We start from the raw sequence: 18878 nt of genomic DNA on the forward strand, positions 1-18878 counted from the left end.
TAACAACTGCATATTAACAAGGATGAATAATGACCGACGCGCCTTTTAAATGGACTTGTATAAAGTGCGATAACGAAATTTCCCAATATCAGGAGTATTGCGCTGAGTGTGAAGAGAAGAAGTATCGTAAAATTGGCGGCTTCTTATATCTGCCGCTGTTAAGCCTGTTTGCTCTCGGCTACAGCTATTTCTCTTCGCTGCAGATAACCTTACAGGCTGGGCTGATTACGGCGGGACACGCGCCGATAGCGCAATCAGGCTATTTTTTTATTGCCTCCGGCGTAAACTTTTTCGCGCTTCTTTATATCATCTACACCACCTCACTCTTCTTGCGCAAAAAGAAACAGTTACCCCTGGCCTATACAATCTTGCTGGCCGGCGGCGTGGCGTTGACGCTGCTCGATCTCGTTTGCACGGCCTGCCTCTTTCCGTCAGTTGCGCTGGGCTATGAGCAGATAATGCCGGTGGTCAGGCGTATTCTTCACGCCTGTATCTGGATCCCCTACTTCCGTTATTCGGTGCGCGCCAGAAAGACATTTATACGTTAGCCTCACCCCTGGGAACCTTAGCTCAGGAGTCAAGATGAAGCGTGAGACGCTGTTCAACTATGCCCGCGACCACTATCAGGCTGAACCAGAATATCTCTGGCGCAATCTGCCTGGCTATGCCGTGCTGCGGCATCCCAACGGGAAAAAGTGGTTTGGAATAGTGATGAACGTGCCCGGCACCAGACTGGGGCTGGAGAGCGCAGAGGAGGTTGACGTGCTGGAGGTCAAGATCCGGCCAGAATATATCGGCTCGCTGCGTCAAAAAGAGGGCATTCTGCCGGCTTACCATATGAATAAAACGCACTGGATAAGCCTTCTTCTCGCCGGGCCGCTGTCACCGAAGGAGATTTACGATCTTCTGGCCGAAAGTCACGCGCTGACTACCGGCTGACAGTCAGCACCGTCTGCGGGCGGGGCTGGTGCCCGCAGCGCCTGAGATGGCCCTGACGAAAGCTGTCGCAGACAGGGATTCACGCAGGCGATGTTATTCGCCGGGCGTTAACGGACAGCACGCCCTACCGCTCCTGCCGCTTCGCAAAATAACCGATAAACTTCATCCCGTTGCTCATAGTCTGGCCAGGGCTAATCTCGCTTTTCGATTTTTCACAGCCTAAACCAGGCAGTTAACTGACTTTCTCATAAACTAAGGGGGTTAATCTGGTAATCAGCAGATAACCGATATGACAACGGTTACTGCATTTTGCGACTTATCTGACAACCTGGTTGTCAGCTGAACATAAGGGAAAAGAATGCCTTTACTATCTGGTGAGTTATCTGACATGCCTAAATGGGTGCCTGCTGTATTGCTCGTCATCTTCTCGTTAACCGCAGGTTTTCTCTCTCGTTTTTTACTGCTGAAATTTATTTGCTACTGGCAGAGCCGCGACAGAAAGCTGTTCAAATCCCTTGAAAAACATCTTCGCGGCTCGATGTTTCTCTTTATCCCGTTACTCATGATCAATGTCGGCGTGAATTATATTGATATTCATCCGGAATCTTTCTCTTTTATTACAACCACCCTGAATATATTTATTATATTATCGCTGTGCTCGGTTTTAATTCGCCTGATCAACGTTGCGCAGGATATGCTGTTTATTCGCTATGATATCAACCTGTCTAACAATCTACGCGCCCGTAAAATCCGCACGCAGATAATGTATGTCAAGAAGGTGGCGATTGTATTACTCGTCTCAATCTGCCTCTCTCTTATTCTGCTCAGTTTTCCCGGCGTAAGAAAATTTGGCACGACCATCCTCGCCGGGGCCGGGGTGGCGGGGATCATTATCGGCTTTGCCCTGCAGAAGTCACTCGTCAACCTGTTTGCAGGCATTCAGATAGCCTTTACGCAGCCGATCAAAATAGATGACGCGGTGGTGGTTGAAAAGGAGTGGGGCTGGATTGAAGAAATCAACCTGACCTATGTGGTGGTTCGTCTCTGGGATCTGCGCAGACTGGTTCTGCCTATTACCTATTTCACCGAAAATCCCTTTCAGAACTGGACGCGTACTAATGCGCAAATTTTGGGTTCCGTCTTCCTTTACCTGGATTACTCCATGCCGCTGGAGCCTCTGCGTAAGCAATTTGAAAAGATCCTCAGCGAAACCAGGCTCTGGGACCGGGAGACTCAGGTGCTTCAGGTTACCGATGCCGATGACAAAACCATGACTATCCGGTTATTGATGACGGCGCAAAACTCACCAACGGCCTGGGATCTGCGCTGCCACGTTCGGGAAAAGATGATTGAGTTTATTCAACAAAATTATCCGCAGAGTCTTCCTCGCATGAGGGCTACGCTGACGGATCCTGCGCTGGATAGCCCGACAGGCCAGAAGTCCCCTTCTGACGATGCCGGGCTGGAGGGATAGAAGAGGGTGACGCGCGAGGTGGCGGGCTGCGACAGGCCCGCCTTGTCCTGAGTGAGACGGGCAGATACGCCATAACGCACGAAGGGAGAGAGCGGCTCGGAATCAGCCGCCTTCCTGATAAAGGGCGCTTACGCCGTCATGCCGCCATCAATAATCAGCTCCGCGCCGCTGACGTAAGCGCTCTCCTCTGAGGCGAGGAACAGGGCCGCAGCCGCCACTTCATCAGCATTTCCCAGCCGCCCGGCCGGGATCCGCGCGGTCAGTTTCTGTCGGACATCGTCGCTGGCCCGATCGAACATCGGCGTGTCGGTAGGCCCTGGACTCAGCGTGTTGACCCTGATGCCGCGCGGCGCCAGCTCCGTACTCCAGGTGCGGGCGTAGGATCGCACCGCGGCTTTACTGGCGGAATAGGCGCCGTAGCCTGGATTGGCGATGCCCCCGGCAATCGAGCCAATCAGCACGATAGTGCCGCCCGCCTCCATAAATTGCACCGCATGCTGTACCGCAAACACCATGGCGCGCACGTTCAGGCTAAAGGCGCGATCGAAGTGCTCCTCAGTGGTATCGAACAGGCTGGCAGGCTCGGACACGCCGGATGAATTTACAAAGATGTCGAGCCGGACACCTCGGGCATGGAGGGTCTCAAACAGGCGGTCGCGGTCGCTGGCGCAGGTCAGATCGCCCGCTATCGCCTCTACCTTGCCGCCAATGCCCCTGACCGCCTCCGCCAGCTGCGCTTCGCGTCGACCGGTAATGAAAACATGGGCGCCCTCTTGTACAAAGCGGCGCGCTATCGCCAGGCCAATACCGCTGCCGCCGCCGGTCACCAGGGCGGTTTTTCCTTCGAGTTTCATCATGGCTGCTCCAGAAATAGGATGGAAACCAGATGATATATTTTGTATATTTAGTGTCAATTACGCACCTAATCTATACCAGATATACAGAAGGAAACTTGATGGCGACCGATATCCCGGCGCTGCTGGCAGAGATCAACAGCACGCGCCCCATTCTGGAACAGGTAGCAAATAAATGGTCAGTGTTAATTCTCACCGTGCTCTGCTCCGAGCCGGCGCGCTTTAATGCCATTAAACGCAGGCTCGATCCCATTACGCACAAGGCTTTGACCGAGGCGCTGCGCCGACTTGAACGCAATGGCCTCGTCAGCCGTCGCGTCATCGCATCGTCACCTGTAGCGGTGGAATATGCGATCACCCCGCTGGGTCGGACGCTGCAGGCGCCTTTTGTGGCGCTGGTGGGCTGGGCCAGGGAATACGGTAGCGCGATCGAGCAGGCGCAAGGGGTTTATGATAAGCAGCGCGCTGCCGAGGCGCTGGAGTAAGCGCGGCATCGCGTGGTTTATTGCTGGCTGGCCGTAAGGCAGCTTCCGGACGGCGCGCCGCACGCCTTTACTGCTGGCAGATAGCCTGTAAGTCAGGCTATCTGCTGAGGCGGATTAATCCAGCAGCGGCTTGCGGGTCTCTTTTGGCGGCTCTGGCTTGAGTTTCTCTACCGGAATAGCGCACATGCTTTCAGCAACTATCCCCATCAGAGAGTCTTTTGGGTAGGTCTTCCACTGCCCTGGCTCCAGATCTGCATGGACAAGCTCTCCTTCCGCGAACGGTCTGGAAAACAGGCTGTGCCCCAGGATGGCTCGCTGGTTTTTGTCGCAGTTAATCACATCAATCGCCCGCGAGCTGGAGACGTAGACGGGCGGTTCTTTGATAATCAGCGTCCGCTCTGCGTAGTTATTGATGAGATAGAAGCGGCGCAGGTGGCTATTACCCTGGTAAGTTGAAATCACCCGGTAATCGATATAGGAAGTCAGCTGGTCATCTGCCAGAATTTTCACCAGTCCAGCCGGCGCTTTGGCAGGCGGCTGCGGCCTGGGTTGACTGGTCGCCGCGCAGCCTGTCAGCAGCATCAGTGATGCCAGCCATATCAGCTTTTTCATTTCGCTGCCCCGCCGGTTAAGTCAGGACGGAGGGCCGCAAGCATATCGGGCGTGACGTTCCCCTGAAGAGAACAGAGCAATAATGTCCCTTCCTTGCCCTTTTCGATCATTAACAGCTTCTCTGTGCTTTCTTTGGCTGGCGCAATGCCCGACACCGCCTGCCTGTTTTTTTCCCAGGCGCTACTGGCATCGGCTTTAATCATCGCCTGTGAGAAATAACCCTCGTCAGTTTTGCTCCAGCTTAAGCCATTAAGTCGCGACTTCACCTCGTCGGGCGTCTCTTTGAAAATTAATCCCCAGTAATAATAGTTACCGTAATTGATTTTATTCAGGTCGCTGGTTTGTAGAAAGTATCCCGTTAGCGTCAGGTTTAATTCGCGCAGAGGCTGAGCAAACCAGAGGCTGCCATTACCCTCAGCCGATGCTTTAAACCAGGCGTAGTGCCCATCGATCGTTAACGGCGCGACGCGGCTGAGCGTAGTGCGCTGATGATAGATTTCACTGAAAAACGTGGTGTCGCACTGCGTCAGGCTTTGCGTCAGCGTTTTGGCGTTAACAGGTGATGCCGCCCCTGCCATCCCCAGCATAAGACCAAAGGTGCAAGTAATTTTACGCATGTAATATCCCTATCGTTAAAAATACGCCTTTTTATCGGCGCGCGGCGATGAAACTTTACGTCTCTGTTATTTACTCCGCCGACTGGCGCGTCGAAAAGCCGTATGGCTATATTCTGCCAGCGTGAATCTGTTCATCGCCCTGAGCAAACCCTGCGCGCGCCAGGGAAGGATAATGAGCGGCGCAATTCTTTCCAATACCGGTTACGCCTGAACGGATTTAATAGACAACTCGCTACGCTGGATACCACCAGCACATCAGAGGCTTTACGTTATGATCCCGTTCTCTAATGGTTTTTTCCTCAGTCTTTCGCTCTGTCTTGATATCGGCCTCGCCAATATCGCGATGATAACGCTGGCGATGCAGCGCGGTTATTTTCATGGTTTCTGTCTGGGCGTCGGCACCTGCGTGGGCGATTTAATCTACGCGCTTCTGGCGATGGCGGGAATGGCGATACTGCTTCAGTATGAAGCCGTACGCTGGATCCTGTGGCTTGGGGGTGGCGCGATGCTTATCTGGTTTGCGGTCAAAATGTTTATTGCCGCGTTCCAGAACAGGAGCGCGCTGAAGGAGAGTAAAACCCATCACTACCGTTCGCTGCTGCGCGAATTCGGGCGCGGGATCCTGCTCGCGCTCTCCTCTCCGACCGCTATTTTGTGGTTCGCCACCGTGGGCGGCGCGCTAATTTCCCGCATGGGGCAGCACAGCCTGACGGCCTCAGCCTCTTTTTTAGGCGGTTTTTTTATTGCGGGCCTGTTCTGGACCTGCATGGTATGTCTGGTTGGCAGCGTCGGCGGCAAACTGCCTGGGCATCGACTGCTTAAATATTCTTACATCGCCTCGGCGGGGATATTTACCTGCTTCGCTCTTTACGTGATCGTATCAGGATATCGAGAATTTATACTGACCTGAGCCGACCTGCGAAGCATAGTGATGGGGCGTGGTTCCCATCACCTTTCGGAAAGCGTTAATAAAATGACTCTGGTCGTAAAACCCGAGCATAATAGCCGCATCAATGGGATGAACATCTCTGCGCAATAGCTCCCGGGCCTGGTTCAGACGCAGCTGCATATGATATTGCAGAGGCGGCAAGCCCGTATGGTGGGTGAAACAGCGAACAAGATGATATTTACTCAGCCCTGCTATTTGCGCCAGCTTCTCCAGCTGTGGCTTGACGCTGAGATGCTCGCGTAAATAGTCAATAACCACGCCAACCCGCTGCGCATCGCTACCCTGCGGGCTGTCGGGCGTTTCCAGCAGCTCACCACACAGCAATATCAGCTCCTGCTCCTGATTAGCGCTGCTTTGACCCAGCTGAGCCGAGGAGGCAAAGCGACACAGCGCATCAAACAGCGAGGCATTATTGATTATCCCCTCACGCAACAGAGGAGCCGACTGCCCGCTCTGGGCATTTTCCTCATCTGAGACCATTTTCATGACGGCCTGCGGCATATGCACGCTGATAAACTCGACGCACTGGGTGTCAAAGCGCGACGCCTGAATAGTGCCTGGATTATATAAAGTTATCTGGCCACTTTTAACGTATGACTTTTTTCCTGACAGCCAGATCTCCTCAACGCCCGACAGGTTGGCGCTGATAACATATTCTTCATGAAGATGTCTGGGAAAGCCGGACTCGCTGGCTTTAACACGAGAGCACTCAATCCCGTTGCGGCTAAACCATTCTGCGGAGCGTAGTGACAAGGCAGCTGACCTTATGCAGGAAACATCAATATTTATTAATGCGTTATAAAATCACCTACCGGACATCAATTCAACCACCCGTCCGGGTTTTCCGCTTTTGACGAACAGCTTAAGAGAATCGACCAATAGTGGCGGCCCAGGATGCAGCGCGCAATAAAAAAGCCGTAGGCTGTAAAGCTACGGCTTGATCGCTGTGGCCGGGGCGCGTGAAGGCAACGTGCGGCGGCGCGAAGTTTATAGCGCAATGTAAACAGAGTGACGCTGGAGATAGTTATCCATGCTGGTGCGCCACCTCAGCCGGATGAGTCAGCTTCATCATTCGCCTGTTACTGTTTCGTCGCGGCTTCGATAATTCTCAGCGCCGAGTCGAACTGAGCGTCTGGAATGGTCAGAGGATAGAGGAAGCGGATTACGTTGCCATACTGGCCGCAGGTCAGCAGCAGCAGTCCCTGCTCAAGCGCCCGCTTTTGAATTTTTTGCGCCGCGGCGGCGGACGGCTCGCCGGTCTGCGCGTCGCAAAACTCCGCCGCGATCATCGACCCTAAGCCACGTACCTCCGCCAGCTCGGGGCACCATGCCTGGCAATCCCTTAACACCACGCGCAGGCGCTCGCCCAGCGCATCGGCGCGCTGACAAAGCTGTTCGTCTTTAATGATATCCAGCACCGCGTGCGCGCAGGCCACAGCCATAGGATTACCCGCATAGGTGCCGCCCAGACCGCCCGGCGCCGGTGCGTCCATGATCTCTGCTTTGCCCACCACGCCGGAGAGCGGCATACCGCCCGCCAGGCTTTTCGCCATGGTCATCAGATCGGGCTGATGTTGATAGTGATCCATTGCAAATAGCTTGCCGGTGCGGGCAAAGCCGCTCTGCACCTCATCCGCAATCATAACAATGCCGTGCTTATCACAGATGCTGCGGATAGCGGCAATCAGCTCTGGCGGCGCCACATTAAACCCGCCCTCGCCCTGCACCGGCTCAAAGATAATCGCCGCCACCTGCGTCGGCTCAATATCACACTTAAACAGGCGCTCAATGGCGTTGACCGCATCGGCGGTTGTCACCTTATGCAGCCCGGCAGGATAAGGCACATGGAAAACTGAACCGGGGAAAGGGCCGAAACCGATTTTATAGGGCGCGACTTTGCCCGTCAGCGCCATCGTCATATAGGTGCGCCCGTGGAAGCCGCCGCCGAAGGCGATAACGCCTGGACGTCTGGTATGGGCGCGCGCGATTTTTATCGCGTTTTCCACCGCCTCAGCGCCGGTGGAGAAGAAAGCGGTTTTCAGCTCGCCCTTAATCGGCGCGGCGGCGTTAATTTTTTCTGCCAGAGAGATGTAACTCTCGTAAGGCACAATCTGATAGGCGGTATGGGTAAAGGCTTTCAGCTGCTGCTCCATCGCCTGCACCAGCCGGGGATGACGATGGCCGGTATTGAGCACGGCGATGCCCGCGGCAAAATCGATATATTGATTCCCCTCGACATCCGTCAGCGTACTGTTTTCCGCTGAGCTGGCGTAAAAATTACACATTACGCCCACGCCGCGCGGCGTGGCATTCAGTCGACGCTGCTGAAGATCGTTATTACCCATAGTAAGCCCCTTCCGTTCACAATTTATTTAAATATGAGAGACAATCTGTCAGCATTTGGTACCTTATTCGAGAGCCAAATCATTTTATTTGCAGGATCCAAATGCACTCACTTGCCGGGGATGTGATCAGACAGGCATTTTTTAGCGGCACCGAAGAAAAGCTGCATAAGCGTCTCTATACCGCCATCTGTAACGCCATTCTTTCGGGCAACCTGCCCCCCTCCTCGCGTATGCCGCCCACGCGCGATCTGGCCAGTGAGCTGGCGCTGTCGCGCAATACGGTCTTGCGGGTCTATGAGCAGTTACAGGCAGAGGGCTATATTTCGTCCCGGACGGGCAGCGGCACCCTGGTGACGCACAGCGTGCTGGATAATCTTGACTGCCGACCGGCGGTCAAACAAGAGGCGGCGCCAGTCGAGGACGCCTCCCTGCTGTCGGATCGCGGCCTGCAGTTACTGGCGCACGCCAGCGCAAGTCCCAGGCAGTGGGGGGCGTTTTTACCCGGCGTTCCCGATGTTGCGAACTTTCCTCATCGCGTGCTGAAAAAATTCTACGATCGCCAGGCGCGCCAGCTTTCGCCGGCGCTTTTGACCTATGACACCACGGGCGGCTCAGAGGTGCTAAAGGCCGCGCTGACCGACTATCTGCGCACGGCGCGCGGCGTGCAGTGCTCGCCGGATCAGATCCTGATTACCGAGGGGATTCATCAGGCGCTCGATCTGGTGACGCGTTCGCTCTGCAATCCAGGCGACAAAGCCTGGACCGAGGAGCCGGGGTACTGGGGAATTAAAAATATTCTCCGTATGAACGGCGTAGCAATCGTCCCCATGCCGGTGGATGACCAGGGACTGATCCCCGACGCCGGGGTCGACATCCCGCCAAAGCTGATCTTTGTGACCCCCTCTCACCAGTATCCTCTCGGTTCGGTAATGAGCCTGAGCCGCAGGCAGCAGCTGCTGGCGCAGGCGCGCAAAAGCCATAGCTGGATCGTTGAAGATGATTATGACAGCGAGTTTCGCTTCGCCGGCCAGCCGATTCCTGCCTTACAGGGATTAGAGGCCGACAGCCCGGTAATTTATGTCGGCACCTTCAGTAAAACCCTCTACCCCGCACTTCGCCTCGGCTATATGGTGCTGCCTGAGCAGCTCAAAACGCCGCTGAAAAGAATGCATAGCGAGCTTTATCGCGGAGGACATCAGCTGATGCAGGCCGCGCTGGCTGACTTTATCAGGGAGGGATATTACGCGGCCCATATACGCAAAATGCGTCAGTTATATAGCCGACGCAGGCAGGTGCTGGTTAATTTGATCAATGACCTGTCAGGCAGCGCCTGTTTGGGTCAGTACAACAGCAATGCCGGACTGCATCTGATTATGCAGCTGCCCGCAGAGGTTGATGATGTGGCACTGGCGCAGCGCGCTAATCGACAGGGCATTCTGGTGCGCCCCCTGTCGAGTTATTACGCGGGCGAAAAACGCCTCTCAGGTTTACTGCTGGGCTTTGCGAGCATGGAAGAGACGGAAATCCGCACCCAGTTTCACCGTCTCGCCTCGCTGATTAACGAGCCAGGGTAAGCCCCCCATAGTCAGATAACCTGTTGTAAAAGGTGATACTGCCGGTAAAGATTTTCACCCTCAGGCCCAGGCCGCTTGTGGCTGTTCGCGCGTGCATCGCCCGATGTCGCATCTCCGCCGTCACAGGCGGCCTTCAGCGTCAGGGCGCGTCCTGTTTCCTCAGCAGCCACGCATCCAGTGCCTTATCATCCATTGGCCGCGCATAAAAATAGCCCTGCGCCTGATCGCTGCCATATTCGCTGAGAAGCCGTCCGGTTTCCTCGTCCTCTACCCCTTCGGCCAGCACGACGTAATCCAGCGCTTTCAGCATACTGATAATGCTGTGCGCGATGGTGCGCGAAGCAATATCCGTTGCAAGGTTGCTTATCAGAGAGCGATCGAGCTTGATAACATCCAGCGGTATGCGCCGCAGATAGCTGATATTGCTGTAGCCGGAGCCGAAGTCATCGAGAGAAAGGGTGAAGCCACGCTGCCTGAGCCGCTCCAGCCCGCGCATCGCCAGCGAACTCTCCATGATACGTTCGGTTTCCAGACACTCAATGCCGAGCAGCGAAGGCGTCAGGCGATGCCGGTTTATTTTTCTCTCAAGATCCTCAGCAAATCCTTCATCCGCAAAATCATTAAGGCTGACATTAACGGTAATCGGCAGCTGGATGTCGCTATCGCGCAGACGCGCCAGGCGCATAATGGCGCGATCGATAACCCACGTCGTCATCGTCGGCAGCTGTCCCGTTTTCTCCGCCAGCGGAACAAACGCGCCTGGCAACAGCTCGCCGTGTTCGGGATGGCACCAGCGGATCAGCGCCTCCAGCCCGACGGGCGCACCGGTTCGCAGGCAAATTTTAGGCTGATAGACCAGATAGAGGCCCCCTTCTTTGCGCAGCGCCGCGGCGAACTCATGCATCAGCTTAAAATCACGGGTGTGCTGCACATCCGTCGATGCGTTATAGGCCCTGGCAGGCACGCCGCTTCCGTTCGCTTCATGCAGCGCGCTGGCGGCGCGGCGCAGAATTTCCTGCGCGCTAAAGTGGCCCGCGATAAAGTCACTCTCTCCGGTATGGGCAGTCAGCGTCAGCGACAGGCCTGCGCCTAAATCGGCGCTAATCTCCCGCAGCCGCTCCTCTGTCCGCGCCGCGCTCAGTGGGCTATCCCCGGGCGTCAGCAGCGCAAAGCGCCCGGCACCGAGAGCATAAAGCCGCTCGTCAGGAGCGGGCCGCAGCCGCTGCGGCAGCAGCGCGGCAATATCTTTTAGCAAAGCCTCGACCGGCCCCACGCCCATGGTGCGAGCCAGCTCACAGGCGCGCGGCATATCGATGGCGTCGATTAACACCAGACGACGCGGCGAGAGATCGCCGGAGGCGGCGAGATAGTGGAGATCGCGCATCAGCCGCTGCTGGTTGGGCATGCCGGTGACCGGGTCGGTAAATCCCGCCGCATGCCAGGCCTCCAGAAAGGAGATCACCAGATTAGCCAGCATCTTAAGCGTCAGCAGCTGTTCAGCGCTAAAAGCACGAGGTTCGCCATCCGTTACGCAGAGCGTGCCGAGTATCTGCCCCTCGCGATCCTTCAGCGGCACGCCGGCATAAAAGCGGATAAACGGCACATCGGTGACATAGCGATGCGTCATAAAGCGCGTATCGAGCAGGGTGTCCGGTATCACCATCTCGGCGTCATTATCCACGACGTAGCGGCAGAGGGCGTCTTCGCGCGCGGTCTGTTTCAGCGCGAAATTATGCCCGGCCCGGATATATTGATCGCTGTCGTCCAGCACTGAGACAAAACTGCCTGGAATGCCCAGTACCTGGCTGGCCAGCTGGACAAACTGACCCAGCACATCGTCACGGCACGCATCAGGTTCGCGCAGCGCCTGCAGCACGCCGTGGCGGGGGCGCTGATTAGCAAGTTCGTGCATCAGATATCCTCCGCTTCACGCTGCGTCCCGGAGCGAAATTAACAATGGAGTTGGTACCTTGATTACTCATGCGGGCGAATCGCTCTTTCGGGTAACAGCGCCTGAAACGCTTCAGGCGTGAGAGGCTCGCCCAGCGCGTTGCCCTGAACCGTGTCGCACTGCGCCTGCGTGGCAAAATCACGCTGCACGCCGTTTTCCACCCCTTCAGCCAGCACCGTCATGCTCAGGCTTTTCCCCAGCGCCGCCAGCGCACGGAACATCATGCGAATGCGCCCGCTGTCAGCCAGTTGCGCGGTCAGCGACTTGTCTATTTTGAGACCGGTAACGAATTCATATTGCAGTAAGTTGATCGCCCCCAGCGTGCGGCCATAGTGGTCGATTATAAAGCTGGCGCCGGTTTGCCTGATGGCACTGAAGCGCGACGGCACCTCCTGCACCAGCGAGGTCAGCATCGACTCGTCGACCTCCAGACTGACGAAACTGGCGTCGTTCGCCGTCAGCTCGACCAGCAGACTGTCCAGTCGGATATCATCCAGCTGGCGCGGGAAAAGATTGATGCTGACGCGCAGCGTGGGCAGCCGCTGCCGCCACTCGCCGACCTGGCGCAGCGCGCTGCGTAAGATCCACTCTCCCAGCGTGAGAGAAAGCGAGCTTTTCATCAGGATATTGATAAAGGCGCCAGGCAGCAGCAGTCCGCGCGCGGGATGCTGCCAGCGCAGCAGCGCCTCGCAGCCGGTAAGTTTACCGCTGACGGCGTCAAACTGAGGCTGGTAAAACAGCACAAACTGCTGCTGGCGCACAGCCATTTCAAGTTCGTGCTCAAAACGGCGGCGCTGCTGGTCAGCCTCCAGAAAGCCCGGCAGAAACAGCACGCTGCAGCCTTTGCCCGCCGCCTTGGCGCGATAGAGCGCAAGATCCGCTGCAGACATCACCGCCGAGGCGTCCCGGCCATGTTCTGGACAGCAGGCGATGCCCATGCTGGCCCCGACGATGACCGGGGAGCCCTGATAGCTAAAGGGGGTTTGCACCGCCAGTATCAGCGCTTCCGCAACCTGCTGCGCCTCATGGCCACTTTCCGCCAGCAGGATCACAAACTCATCGCCGCCGAGTCGCGCCGCCATAATGCACTGTGCGCAGACGAGGCGGATCTGCTCTGCCACATGACACAGCAAGGCGTCGCCCGCCGCGTGCCCAAGCGAATCATTCACCTCTTTAAAACCGTCCAGATCGGCCATCATCAGCGTAAAAGGCACGCCGGCCGCGGTCAGGTGCTCAACCTGATCCATAAAGGCGCTGCGGCTCGCCAGCCGGGTCAGCATATCGAGCGAGGCGAGCTCGCACAGGCGCGCCTCGCTTTCATGGCGTTCCGTGACATCGCGAATGATCATCCCCACCAGCCGCTCACAATCCTCATGCCAGCCTGAAAAAGAGACTTCAGCCGGGAACTCCTGCCCGTTGCGGCGCCTGCCCCAGATCTGAATCCGCCGCGGTTGTGAAACAGACGACCGATCGGCCATCATGCGCGCCAGCTCCTGACGGTAGTCCGTCTGGGAGCGCTCTGACACCAGCCCGGCCACATATTCGCCGGTCATCTCCTGCGCGCTATAGCCGAACAGGCTGGTCGCCGCCGGATTCCAGAAAATGACGCCCTGTTTGAGATCGGTACAGATAATGGCATCGGAAGAGGTAGAGGATATCGCTTCCAGCCGCTGCTGGCTGCTGTGCCTCAGTACTTCCAGGCGATGCACCTCCATGCGGTCCATCACCAGCGAGGCGATGGCCGCCAGATGACGGCGGTCGGTTGCATTAAGTGGCGGCCGCGGCTGGGTATCCACCAGGCAAACCGTGCCAATACGGTGTCCCTCCGGCGTCACCAGCGGAATACCGGCGTAGAAACGGATATGCGGATAGCCGAGCACCAGCGGGTTATGCTGGAAGCGACTGTCCAGATGGGTATCGGGCACGCAGAGGATATCGTCCTGTTCCAGGGTGTGATGACAAAAGGCGACGCTGCGCGACGTCTCGCAAATATTCAGCCCATGACGCGCCCTGAAATACTGCTTTTCGCTGTCGATGAGCGAAATAAAGGATACCGGCACCCGAAACAGGCTGGCCGCCAGCAGGGTGAGCCGATCAAGCGCATCGGAGTAGGGCCTGTTCATCAGCCGATACTGTTCAAGGACGTTAAGACGTGCCGCTTCCGTATGGATAGTTGATTTCAACTCTATCCCCTCCTGAAAAAAAATGCTGGGGCCGTCAAAAACAGTAACCTGAGACAGGCTGCGTCAGACGGATCTATCCTGTCGCCACAAGAAAGGCCCGAAAAAGATGCTCAAATACGTTTTCACACTATCGACCAGCGAAGCGATAACTTCAGCCCAATTTGATGACAACGGTAAGTAACTGTTTCCGCCATCATCCCGACGCGACCTCCCTTCTCGCTGCTGGCACAGGAGTGCTTTAACCGCATCAGCGGCCCCCCTCTGCGGCGGACGCTTTTATTGTTTTAAAACAGGCTTTCTGCTGCTGGAGCCACCTTTGCATACAGTAATTTATTGGTACGGGCCTGATATAAAACAGGCAGGCCAATGAATCTGCGGAATAAATGCAGTGCAAAGCGCGTGCGTCTGAGGCAAATGAGTGAAGATTGAGATAAAAAAAGGGCGACATAATAAACATGTCGCCCTGTTTGCATCAGCTATACCAGCCCTGAAGCGGAGGATGCTCCGCATAAAGATCGCTGGCCGCTATCGTTACGCCGCGATGGTCTGCGCCTTCTGGCTGCGCGACCAGACGCGGTGCGCTTTCATCCCCTGGATGAACTCAGACATCAGCGCGCTTTCCGCTTTATCGCCCTCTGCAATGCCCTCTTCCCGATCCGCATCCCCCAGGCTGAACTGCGCCTTGAAGCGGCGTGCGCCGCCTGACAGACCGATTACCTTCAGGTGCTTGTAGGCTTCCAGCAGGAAGTAGCGCGCATCGCCGCTCTGCAGCAGAGCATCGATATTGCCATCCGGCACGATAACCGCGTCAAAGGTCAGTGAAGGCAGACCGGCGAAGGTGGCGTCGACCGGCAGCACGGAGCCGTCATCTGCGCTCACCTGGCCCATATGCGGCGCCAGCAGTTTGGCGTGAACCCCTTCGGCTTTCAGCGCCTGCAGGATATTCAGCACATCGTCCGCTTTCACACCGTCGTTAAGCAACAGCGCAACCTGACGTCCTTTGATCTCGCCATCTGGAATGGCATAGAGGCTCAGGCTGTCATCTTTGGTAAGGCCGTTAACCGGCGCGGGCGGCTGGATATTCAGCTGTTCGTCGGTCAGGGCGATACCGAGGTTATCCGCAACCCCTTTCGCCAGCGCGATGTCGATACGTGCCAGATGATCCACCACGCGCTCGCGGATATAGGCGCGTCCGACTTTACTCAGCTCGAACGAGTAGGCGCCGATAATGTGCTGCTGCTCAACCTCGGTCTGGCTGAGCCAGAAGAGACGCGGCTGGGCATAGTATTCGCCGAATGACGGGCTACGCTCACGCACCTTGTGGCCCTCAACGCGCTCCTGATAGCTTTCAAAGCCGCCGCCTTTAGCCGCCGGCGGCGTTTCGCGCGGCCAGTTGTCGTTGATCGAGTTCGGCTCGTAGTTGGCCGGGTTGGTATCGATATCCTGACGGTGCATGCCCTGACGCTGGAAGTTATGGTAAGGACAGGTCGGGCGGTTGATCGGGATTTCATGGAAGTTTGGCCCGCCCAGACGGCTGATCTGCGTGTCGGTATAGGAGAACAGACGGCCCTGCAGCAGCGGATCGTTGGTGAAATCCAGTCCCGGCACGATATGGCCAGGGTGGAACGCAACCTGCTCGGTTTCAGCAAAGAAGTTGTCCGGGTTACGGTTAAGCACCATCTTGCCGACAATCTCCACCGGCACCAGCGATTCCGGGATCAGCTTGGTCGCATCGAGAATATCGAAGTCGAACTTGAACTCATCCTCTTCCGGGATCAGCTGCAGCCCCAGTTCATATTCCGGGTAGTCGCCCGCTTCAATCGCTTCCCACAGGTCGCGGCGATGGAAATCGGGATCGCGGCCGGTCAGCTTCTGGGACTCATCCCACAGCAGCGAGGCTTTGCCCGCTACCGGCTTCCAGTGGAAGCGCACAAAGGTCGCTTTGCCTTCAGCGTTAATCAGGCGGAAGGTGTGAATGCCGAAACCTTCCATGGTGCGATAGCTGCGCGGAATGCCGCGATCGGACATCGCCCAGATAACATTGTGCATGGTTTCCGGCTGCAGAGAGACGTAATCCCAGAAGGTGTCGTGAGCGCTCTGGCCCTGTGGGATTTCGTTGTGCGGTTCCGGCTTCACGGCATGCACGAAGTCAGGGAACTTATGCGCATCCTGAATAAAGAAGACCGGCGTATTGTTCCCCACCAGGTCAAACACGCCCTCTTCGGTGTAGAACTTGGTGGCGAAGCCGCGAATATCGCGCACGGTGTCGGCGGAGCCAGCGCCGCCCTGCACCGTGGAGAAACGCACGAAAACCGGCGTCGTCTGGTCTGGATCGCTGAGGAACTGCGCTTTAGTCAGATCGCTCAGCGAGCGGTAAGGCTGAAAATAGCCGTGTGCCGCAGAGCCACGAGCGTGCACGATACGCTCTGGAATACGCTCATGGTCAAAGTGCGTGATCTTCTCACGCATGATGAAGTCTTCCAGCAGCGTGGGACCGCGAGAACCGGCGCGCAGCGAGTTTTGATCGTTAGCGATGCGCGTGCCCTGGTTGGTCGTCAGAGGGCGATCGGTGCCGTTTTTGCGGTGGGCTTCAAGCTGGTCAAGTTTGGCGTTATGGGTCTGCGGCGCTTTCAGGCTGCCTGGGGCGGTGGGCTGTTTGCCAGGCGGCGTCGGTTCAGGCTGCGGCTGATGCGAACCATCTTTCGGTGCCAGCGAACCCAGACCGGCTTCTGAGGATTCTGGCCCGGTGGTGGGCGCGCGGTGGCTGAGTGATTTCTTTCCTTTTTCTTCCGACATTAACCCTTACTCCAGCGGTTGGTTTATTTTCGATGCCATTAAAGATAGAACAACCTGAGCGATAGTGCGGATTAAATGCCCATTTTGCACCGGTCGGCGCAGTTTATGCGCAGCGACGCCTGGTTTTCAGACGGCAGCACTCCATCGGAGACAGCGGACAGAAAAAAAGCGCCGTCTCGGCGCTTTTAATCAGGCAGGTGAAGTTTACAGGCGCAGCCTTAGAAACTTTCCCAGTTAACCTCAGCGCCCTGCGCAGGCCGCGGGGCCAGGCTTCTGGCTGGTGCTGCCGCTCTGCTGAACGCCGGGGCGGCGGGCGCCTCGCGATAGCCGCGGCTCTCCGTCAGGGTAAAGGTGGCCACCAGTTTTGACAGGGTTTCCGCCTGCTCCTGCAGCGATTTAGAGGCGGAGGAGGCTTCTTCAACCAGTGAGGCGTTTTGCTGGGTTACCTCATCCATCTGTCCGATTGCCTGATGAACCTGCTCAATGCCCTTGCTCTGTTCAGAGGTGGCAGCGGCGATTTCGTTAACCAAGTCGGCAACCTGCTGGATGGCGGTGCTGACGTTTTCCGTATTGCCACCCACCTGCATCGCCTGGTTAACCCCCTGCTCAACCTGAGAAACAGAGACAGAAATCAGATCCTTGATCTCACGGGCGGCGGAAGAGGATCGCTGTGCCAGGTTACGCACCTCAGAGGCCACCACGGCGAACCCTTTGCCATGCTCCCCTGCGCGCGCCGCCTCTACCGCAGCGTTAAGCGCCAGGATATTGGTCTGGAAGGCGATCCCCTCAATCAAACCTGTAATGTCGGAAATTTTTGTCGAACTCCCGCGGATCTCCGACATGGTTTCCAGCATCTGGCTCACTGCGCTGCCGTTTTGTCGCGATAAAGTGTTCGCATTGTTCGCCAGCTCGCTGGCCTGAACCGCGCCGTCAGCATTCTGCCGTACGGTATCACTCAGGGTGGCCATACTCGCCGAGGTCTGCTCCAGCGACGCGGCCTGCTGCTCAGTGCGCGACGACAGATCTTCGTTACCTGCCGCAATCTGGGTCGATCCGGTGCTGACCGACTGGGCCGCATGGTTTACCGACAAAAGCGTCGCTGAAACCTTTTGCAGCAGATGGTTAAATGCCGAGGCCGTCTGGCCTATTTCGTCATTTTTCAACACGGGGGCAGCCTGCGTCAGATCGAGGTTATTGCTGACCTCGGTCATGGTGCTCTTTATGCTGCTCAGGCTGCGCTTAATCCCCAGGATAATATTGACGGAAAAGAGGCGCAGCAGCAGAATGACCGCCACTGACGCGCCGCTCATCATCCACAGCGTTTGCGAATAGATCTGTTTATTTTCCGCCCGCAGGTCATCGCCAATTTTTATATTGAGATCAATCTGCTTTGTGAAGTCAGATTCCATTGCGCGCGTTGCGGCACCCACACCGCCCTCTCCTTTAAGCAGCGCAAGAGAAACATTATCTTCATGATTTTCTGATGCGGCTAAAAAAGCGGGAAGCGCTGCGCGCACCGCCTCGATATTGCGGTATGCCTGTTCGGTCAGCGCCTTATCTTTCTCGCTGGAAATATCGTTGGCCATATAATAGTCGGTCAGAGATTTCAGCTTATTCAGCAATCCGTTGATTCTCTCTTCCGCTGCACGCTGGTCAGCCTTATCGACAGCCGTCTGATGACGGTATAGCGCTATACCAAGCTGGTTGGTGGTGCTGATCGATTTATTCAGATCCTTAATGCTGGGTATTGCATTCACCTGTACATATTCAAAACGCGACTGGAAGCCTGAAATCACCGAAAGTGAAACGGCGACAATGGCAAAAAGTGATAAAGCCAGCAATGAAAATGCCAGCAGCAAGCGCTGTGTAATCGTCATATAAACCCTGATGTGAAGTGTAAATATTGCAAAAGGGGTTATCGACGCCGATTTACGGGGCTTTAACGATTTATTATCGCTATATCTTTGCCGTCCGGTTGATAAATTTCCTGGATGTACTACGGGTGACGAGCCAGTGAGCGTTTATTATTACAAATATGTTAAGTAATTAAAAAATATTATCTGTTAAGGCTCTTTGACCATTATTCCACGTTAAATTGC

Annotated in this window: 15 protein-coding genes; 6 read left to right on the forward strand and 9 right to left on the reverse strand. The window is 56.2% G+C overall.

Going from position 1 to position 18878, the window contains the following annotated elements:
• Nucleotides 1-29: 29 nt before the first annotated feature.
• The 3 genes from LB453_RS01885 to LB453_RS01895 all read left to right on the forward strand — a co-directional run bounded on the left by LB453_RS01885 (nt 30) and on the right by LB453_RS01895 (nt 2413).
• Nucleotides 30-548: a DUF2569 family protein gene (locus LB453_RS01885; protein ID WP_103796708.1), complete on the forward strand. Its 519-nt coding sequence runs from the start codon at nt 30-32 to the stop codon at nt 546-548.
• Between the two features lie 34 nt (nt 549-582).
• The gene (locus LB453_RS01890; RefSeq protein ID WP_103796709.1) at nt 583-939 is read left to right on the forward strand and encodes an MmcQ/YjbR family DNA-binding protein; all 357 of its coding nucleotides are present in this window, start codon (nt 583-585) and stop codon (nt 937-939) included.
• A 358-nt stretch (nt 940-1297) separates the two neighbouring features.
• The gene (locus LB453_RS01895) at nt 1298-2413 is read left to right on the forward strand and encodes a mechanosensitive ion channel family protein (RefSeq protein ID WP_103796710.1); all 1116 of its coding nucleotides are present in this window, start codon (nt 1298-1300) and stop codon (nt 2411-2413) included.
• Between the two features lie 128 nt (nt 2414-2541).
• On the opposite strand, the gene LB453_RS01900 is transcribed toward LB453_RS01895, so the two are convergent.
• Nucleotides 2542-3270, reverse strand: a complete 729-nt coding sequence (locus LB453_RS01900) for an SDR family NAD(P)-dependent oxidoreductase (RefSeq protein WP_103796711.1) — start codon at nt 3268-3270, stop codon at nt 2542-2544.
• A 98-nt stretch (nt 3271-3368) separates the two neighbouring features.
• Between LB453_RS01900 and LB453_RS01905 the strand changes: the two genes are divergently transcribed.
• Nucleotides 3369-3752 carry a winged helix-turn-helix transcriptional regulator gene (locus LB453_RS01905; RefSeq protein ID WP_224481392.1) on the forward strand — a complete coding sequence of 128 codons (384 nt, stop codon included), beginning with the start codon at nt 3369-3371 and terminating at the stop codon, nt 3750-3752.
• A 114-nt stretch (nt 3753-3866) separates the two neighbouring features.
• Here LB453_RS01905 and LB453_RS01910 read toward each other — a convergent pair whose 3' ends face one another.
• Entirely contained in the window at nt 3867-4334 is a 468-nt protein-coding gene (locus LB453_RS01910) for a surface-adhesin E family protein (protein ID WP_224481393.1), read from the reverse strand.
• A gap of 26 nt (nt 4335-4360) precedes the next feature.
• A complete protein-coding gene (locus tag LB453_RS01915) occupies nt 4361-4981 on the reverse strand; it encodes a hypothetical protein (RefSeq protein WP_103796713.1) in 621 nt (206 codons plus the stop codon).
• Nucleotides 4982-5252: 271 nt separating this feature from the next.
• On the opposite strand from LB453_RS01915, the gene LB453_RS01920 reads away from it, so the two are divergent.
• Entirely contained in the window at nt 5253-5891 is a 639-nt protein-coding gene (locus LB453_RS01920; RefSeq protein ID WP_103796714.1) for a LysE family translocator, read from the forward strand.
• Here LB453_RS01920 and LB453_RS01925 read toward each other — a convergent pair.
• Together LB453_RS01925 and puuE are read right to left on the reverse strand one after the other, a co-directional pair.
• On the reverse strand, nt 5862-6683 hold the full coding sequence (locus LB453_RS01925; RefSeq protein WP_103796715.1) for an AraC family transcriptional regulator: 822 nt from the start codon (nt 6681-6683) through the stop codon (nt 5862-5864). The genes LB453_RS01920 and LB453_RS01925 overlap by 30 nt on opposite strands.
• A gap of 326 nt (nt 6684-7009) precedes the next feature.
• Complete coding sequence (gene puuE, locus LB453_RS01930) at nt 7010-8275, reverse strand: 4-aminobutyrate transaminase (RefSeq protein WP_103796716.1); 1266 nt, start codon at nt 8273-8275, stop codon at nt 7010-7012.
• 101 nt (nt 8276-8376) lie between these two features.
• On the opposite strand from puuE, the gene LB453_RS01935 reads away from it, so the two are divergent.
• Nucleotides 8377-9849: a PLP-dependent aminotransferase family protein gene (locus tag LB453_RS01935; RefSeq protein WP_103796717.1), complete on the forward strand. Its 1473-nt coding sequence runs from the start codon at nt 8377-8379 to the stop codon at nt 9847-9849.
• Between the two features lie 139 nt (nt 9850-9988).
• Here LB453_RS01935 and LB453_RS01940 read toward each other — a convergent pair whose 3' ends face one another.
• From LB453_RS01940 to LB453_RS01955, 4 genes are all read right to left on the reverse strand, one after another.
• Nucleotides 9989-11761, reverse strand: a complete 1773-nt coding sequence (locus LB453_RS01940; protein WP_103796718.1) for a GGDEF and EAL domain-containing protein — start codon at nt 11759-11761, stop codon at nt 9989-9991.
• Nucleotides 11762-11823: 62 nt separating this feature from the next.
• Nucleotides 11824-13923 (reverse strand): putative bifunctional diguanylate cyclase/phosphodiesterase, encoded by a 2100-nt coding sequence (locus LB453_RS01945; protein WP_103796767.1) that lies wholly within the window; start codon nt 13921-13923, stop codon nt 11824-11826.
• A 591-nt stretch (nt 13924-14514) separates the two neighbouring features.
• Nucleotides 14515-16779, reverse strand: a complete 2265-nt coding sequence (gene katE / locus LB453_RS01950) for a catalase HPII (protein ID WP_103796719.1) — start codon at nt 16777-16779, stop codon at nt 14515-14517.
• A gap of 218 nt (nt 16780-16997) precedes the next feature.
• Nucleotides 16998-18656, reverse strand: coding sequence for a methyl-accepting chemotaxis protein (locus LB453_RS01955; protein ID WP_103796720.1), 1659 nt, complete (start codon nt 18654-18656; stop codon nt 16998-17000).
• Nucleotides 18657-18878: the final 222 nt, after the last annotated feature.

It is taken from the genome of Pantoea agglomerans (genome assembly GCF_020149765.1).
In the GTDB taxonomy this organism is placed as follows: domain Bacteria; phylum Pseudomonadota; class Gammaproteobacteria; order Enterobacterales; family Enterobacteriaceae; genus Pantoea; species Pantoea alvi.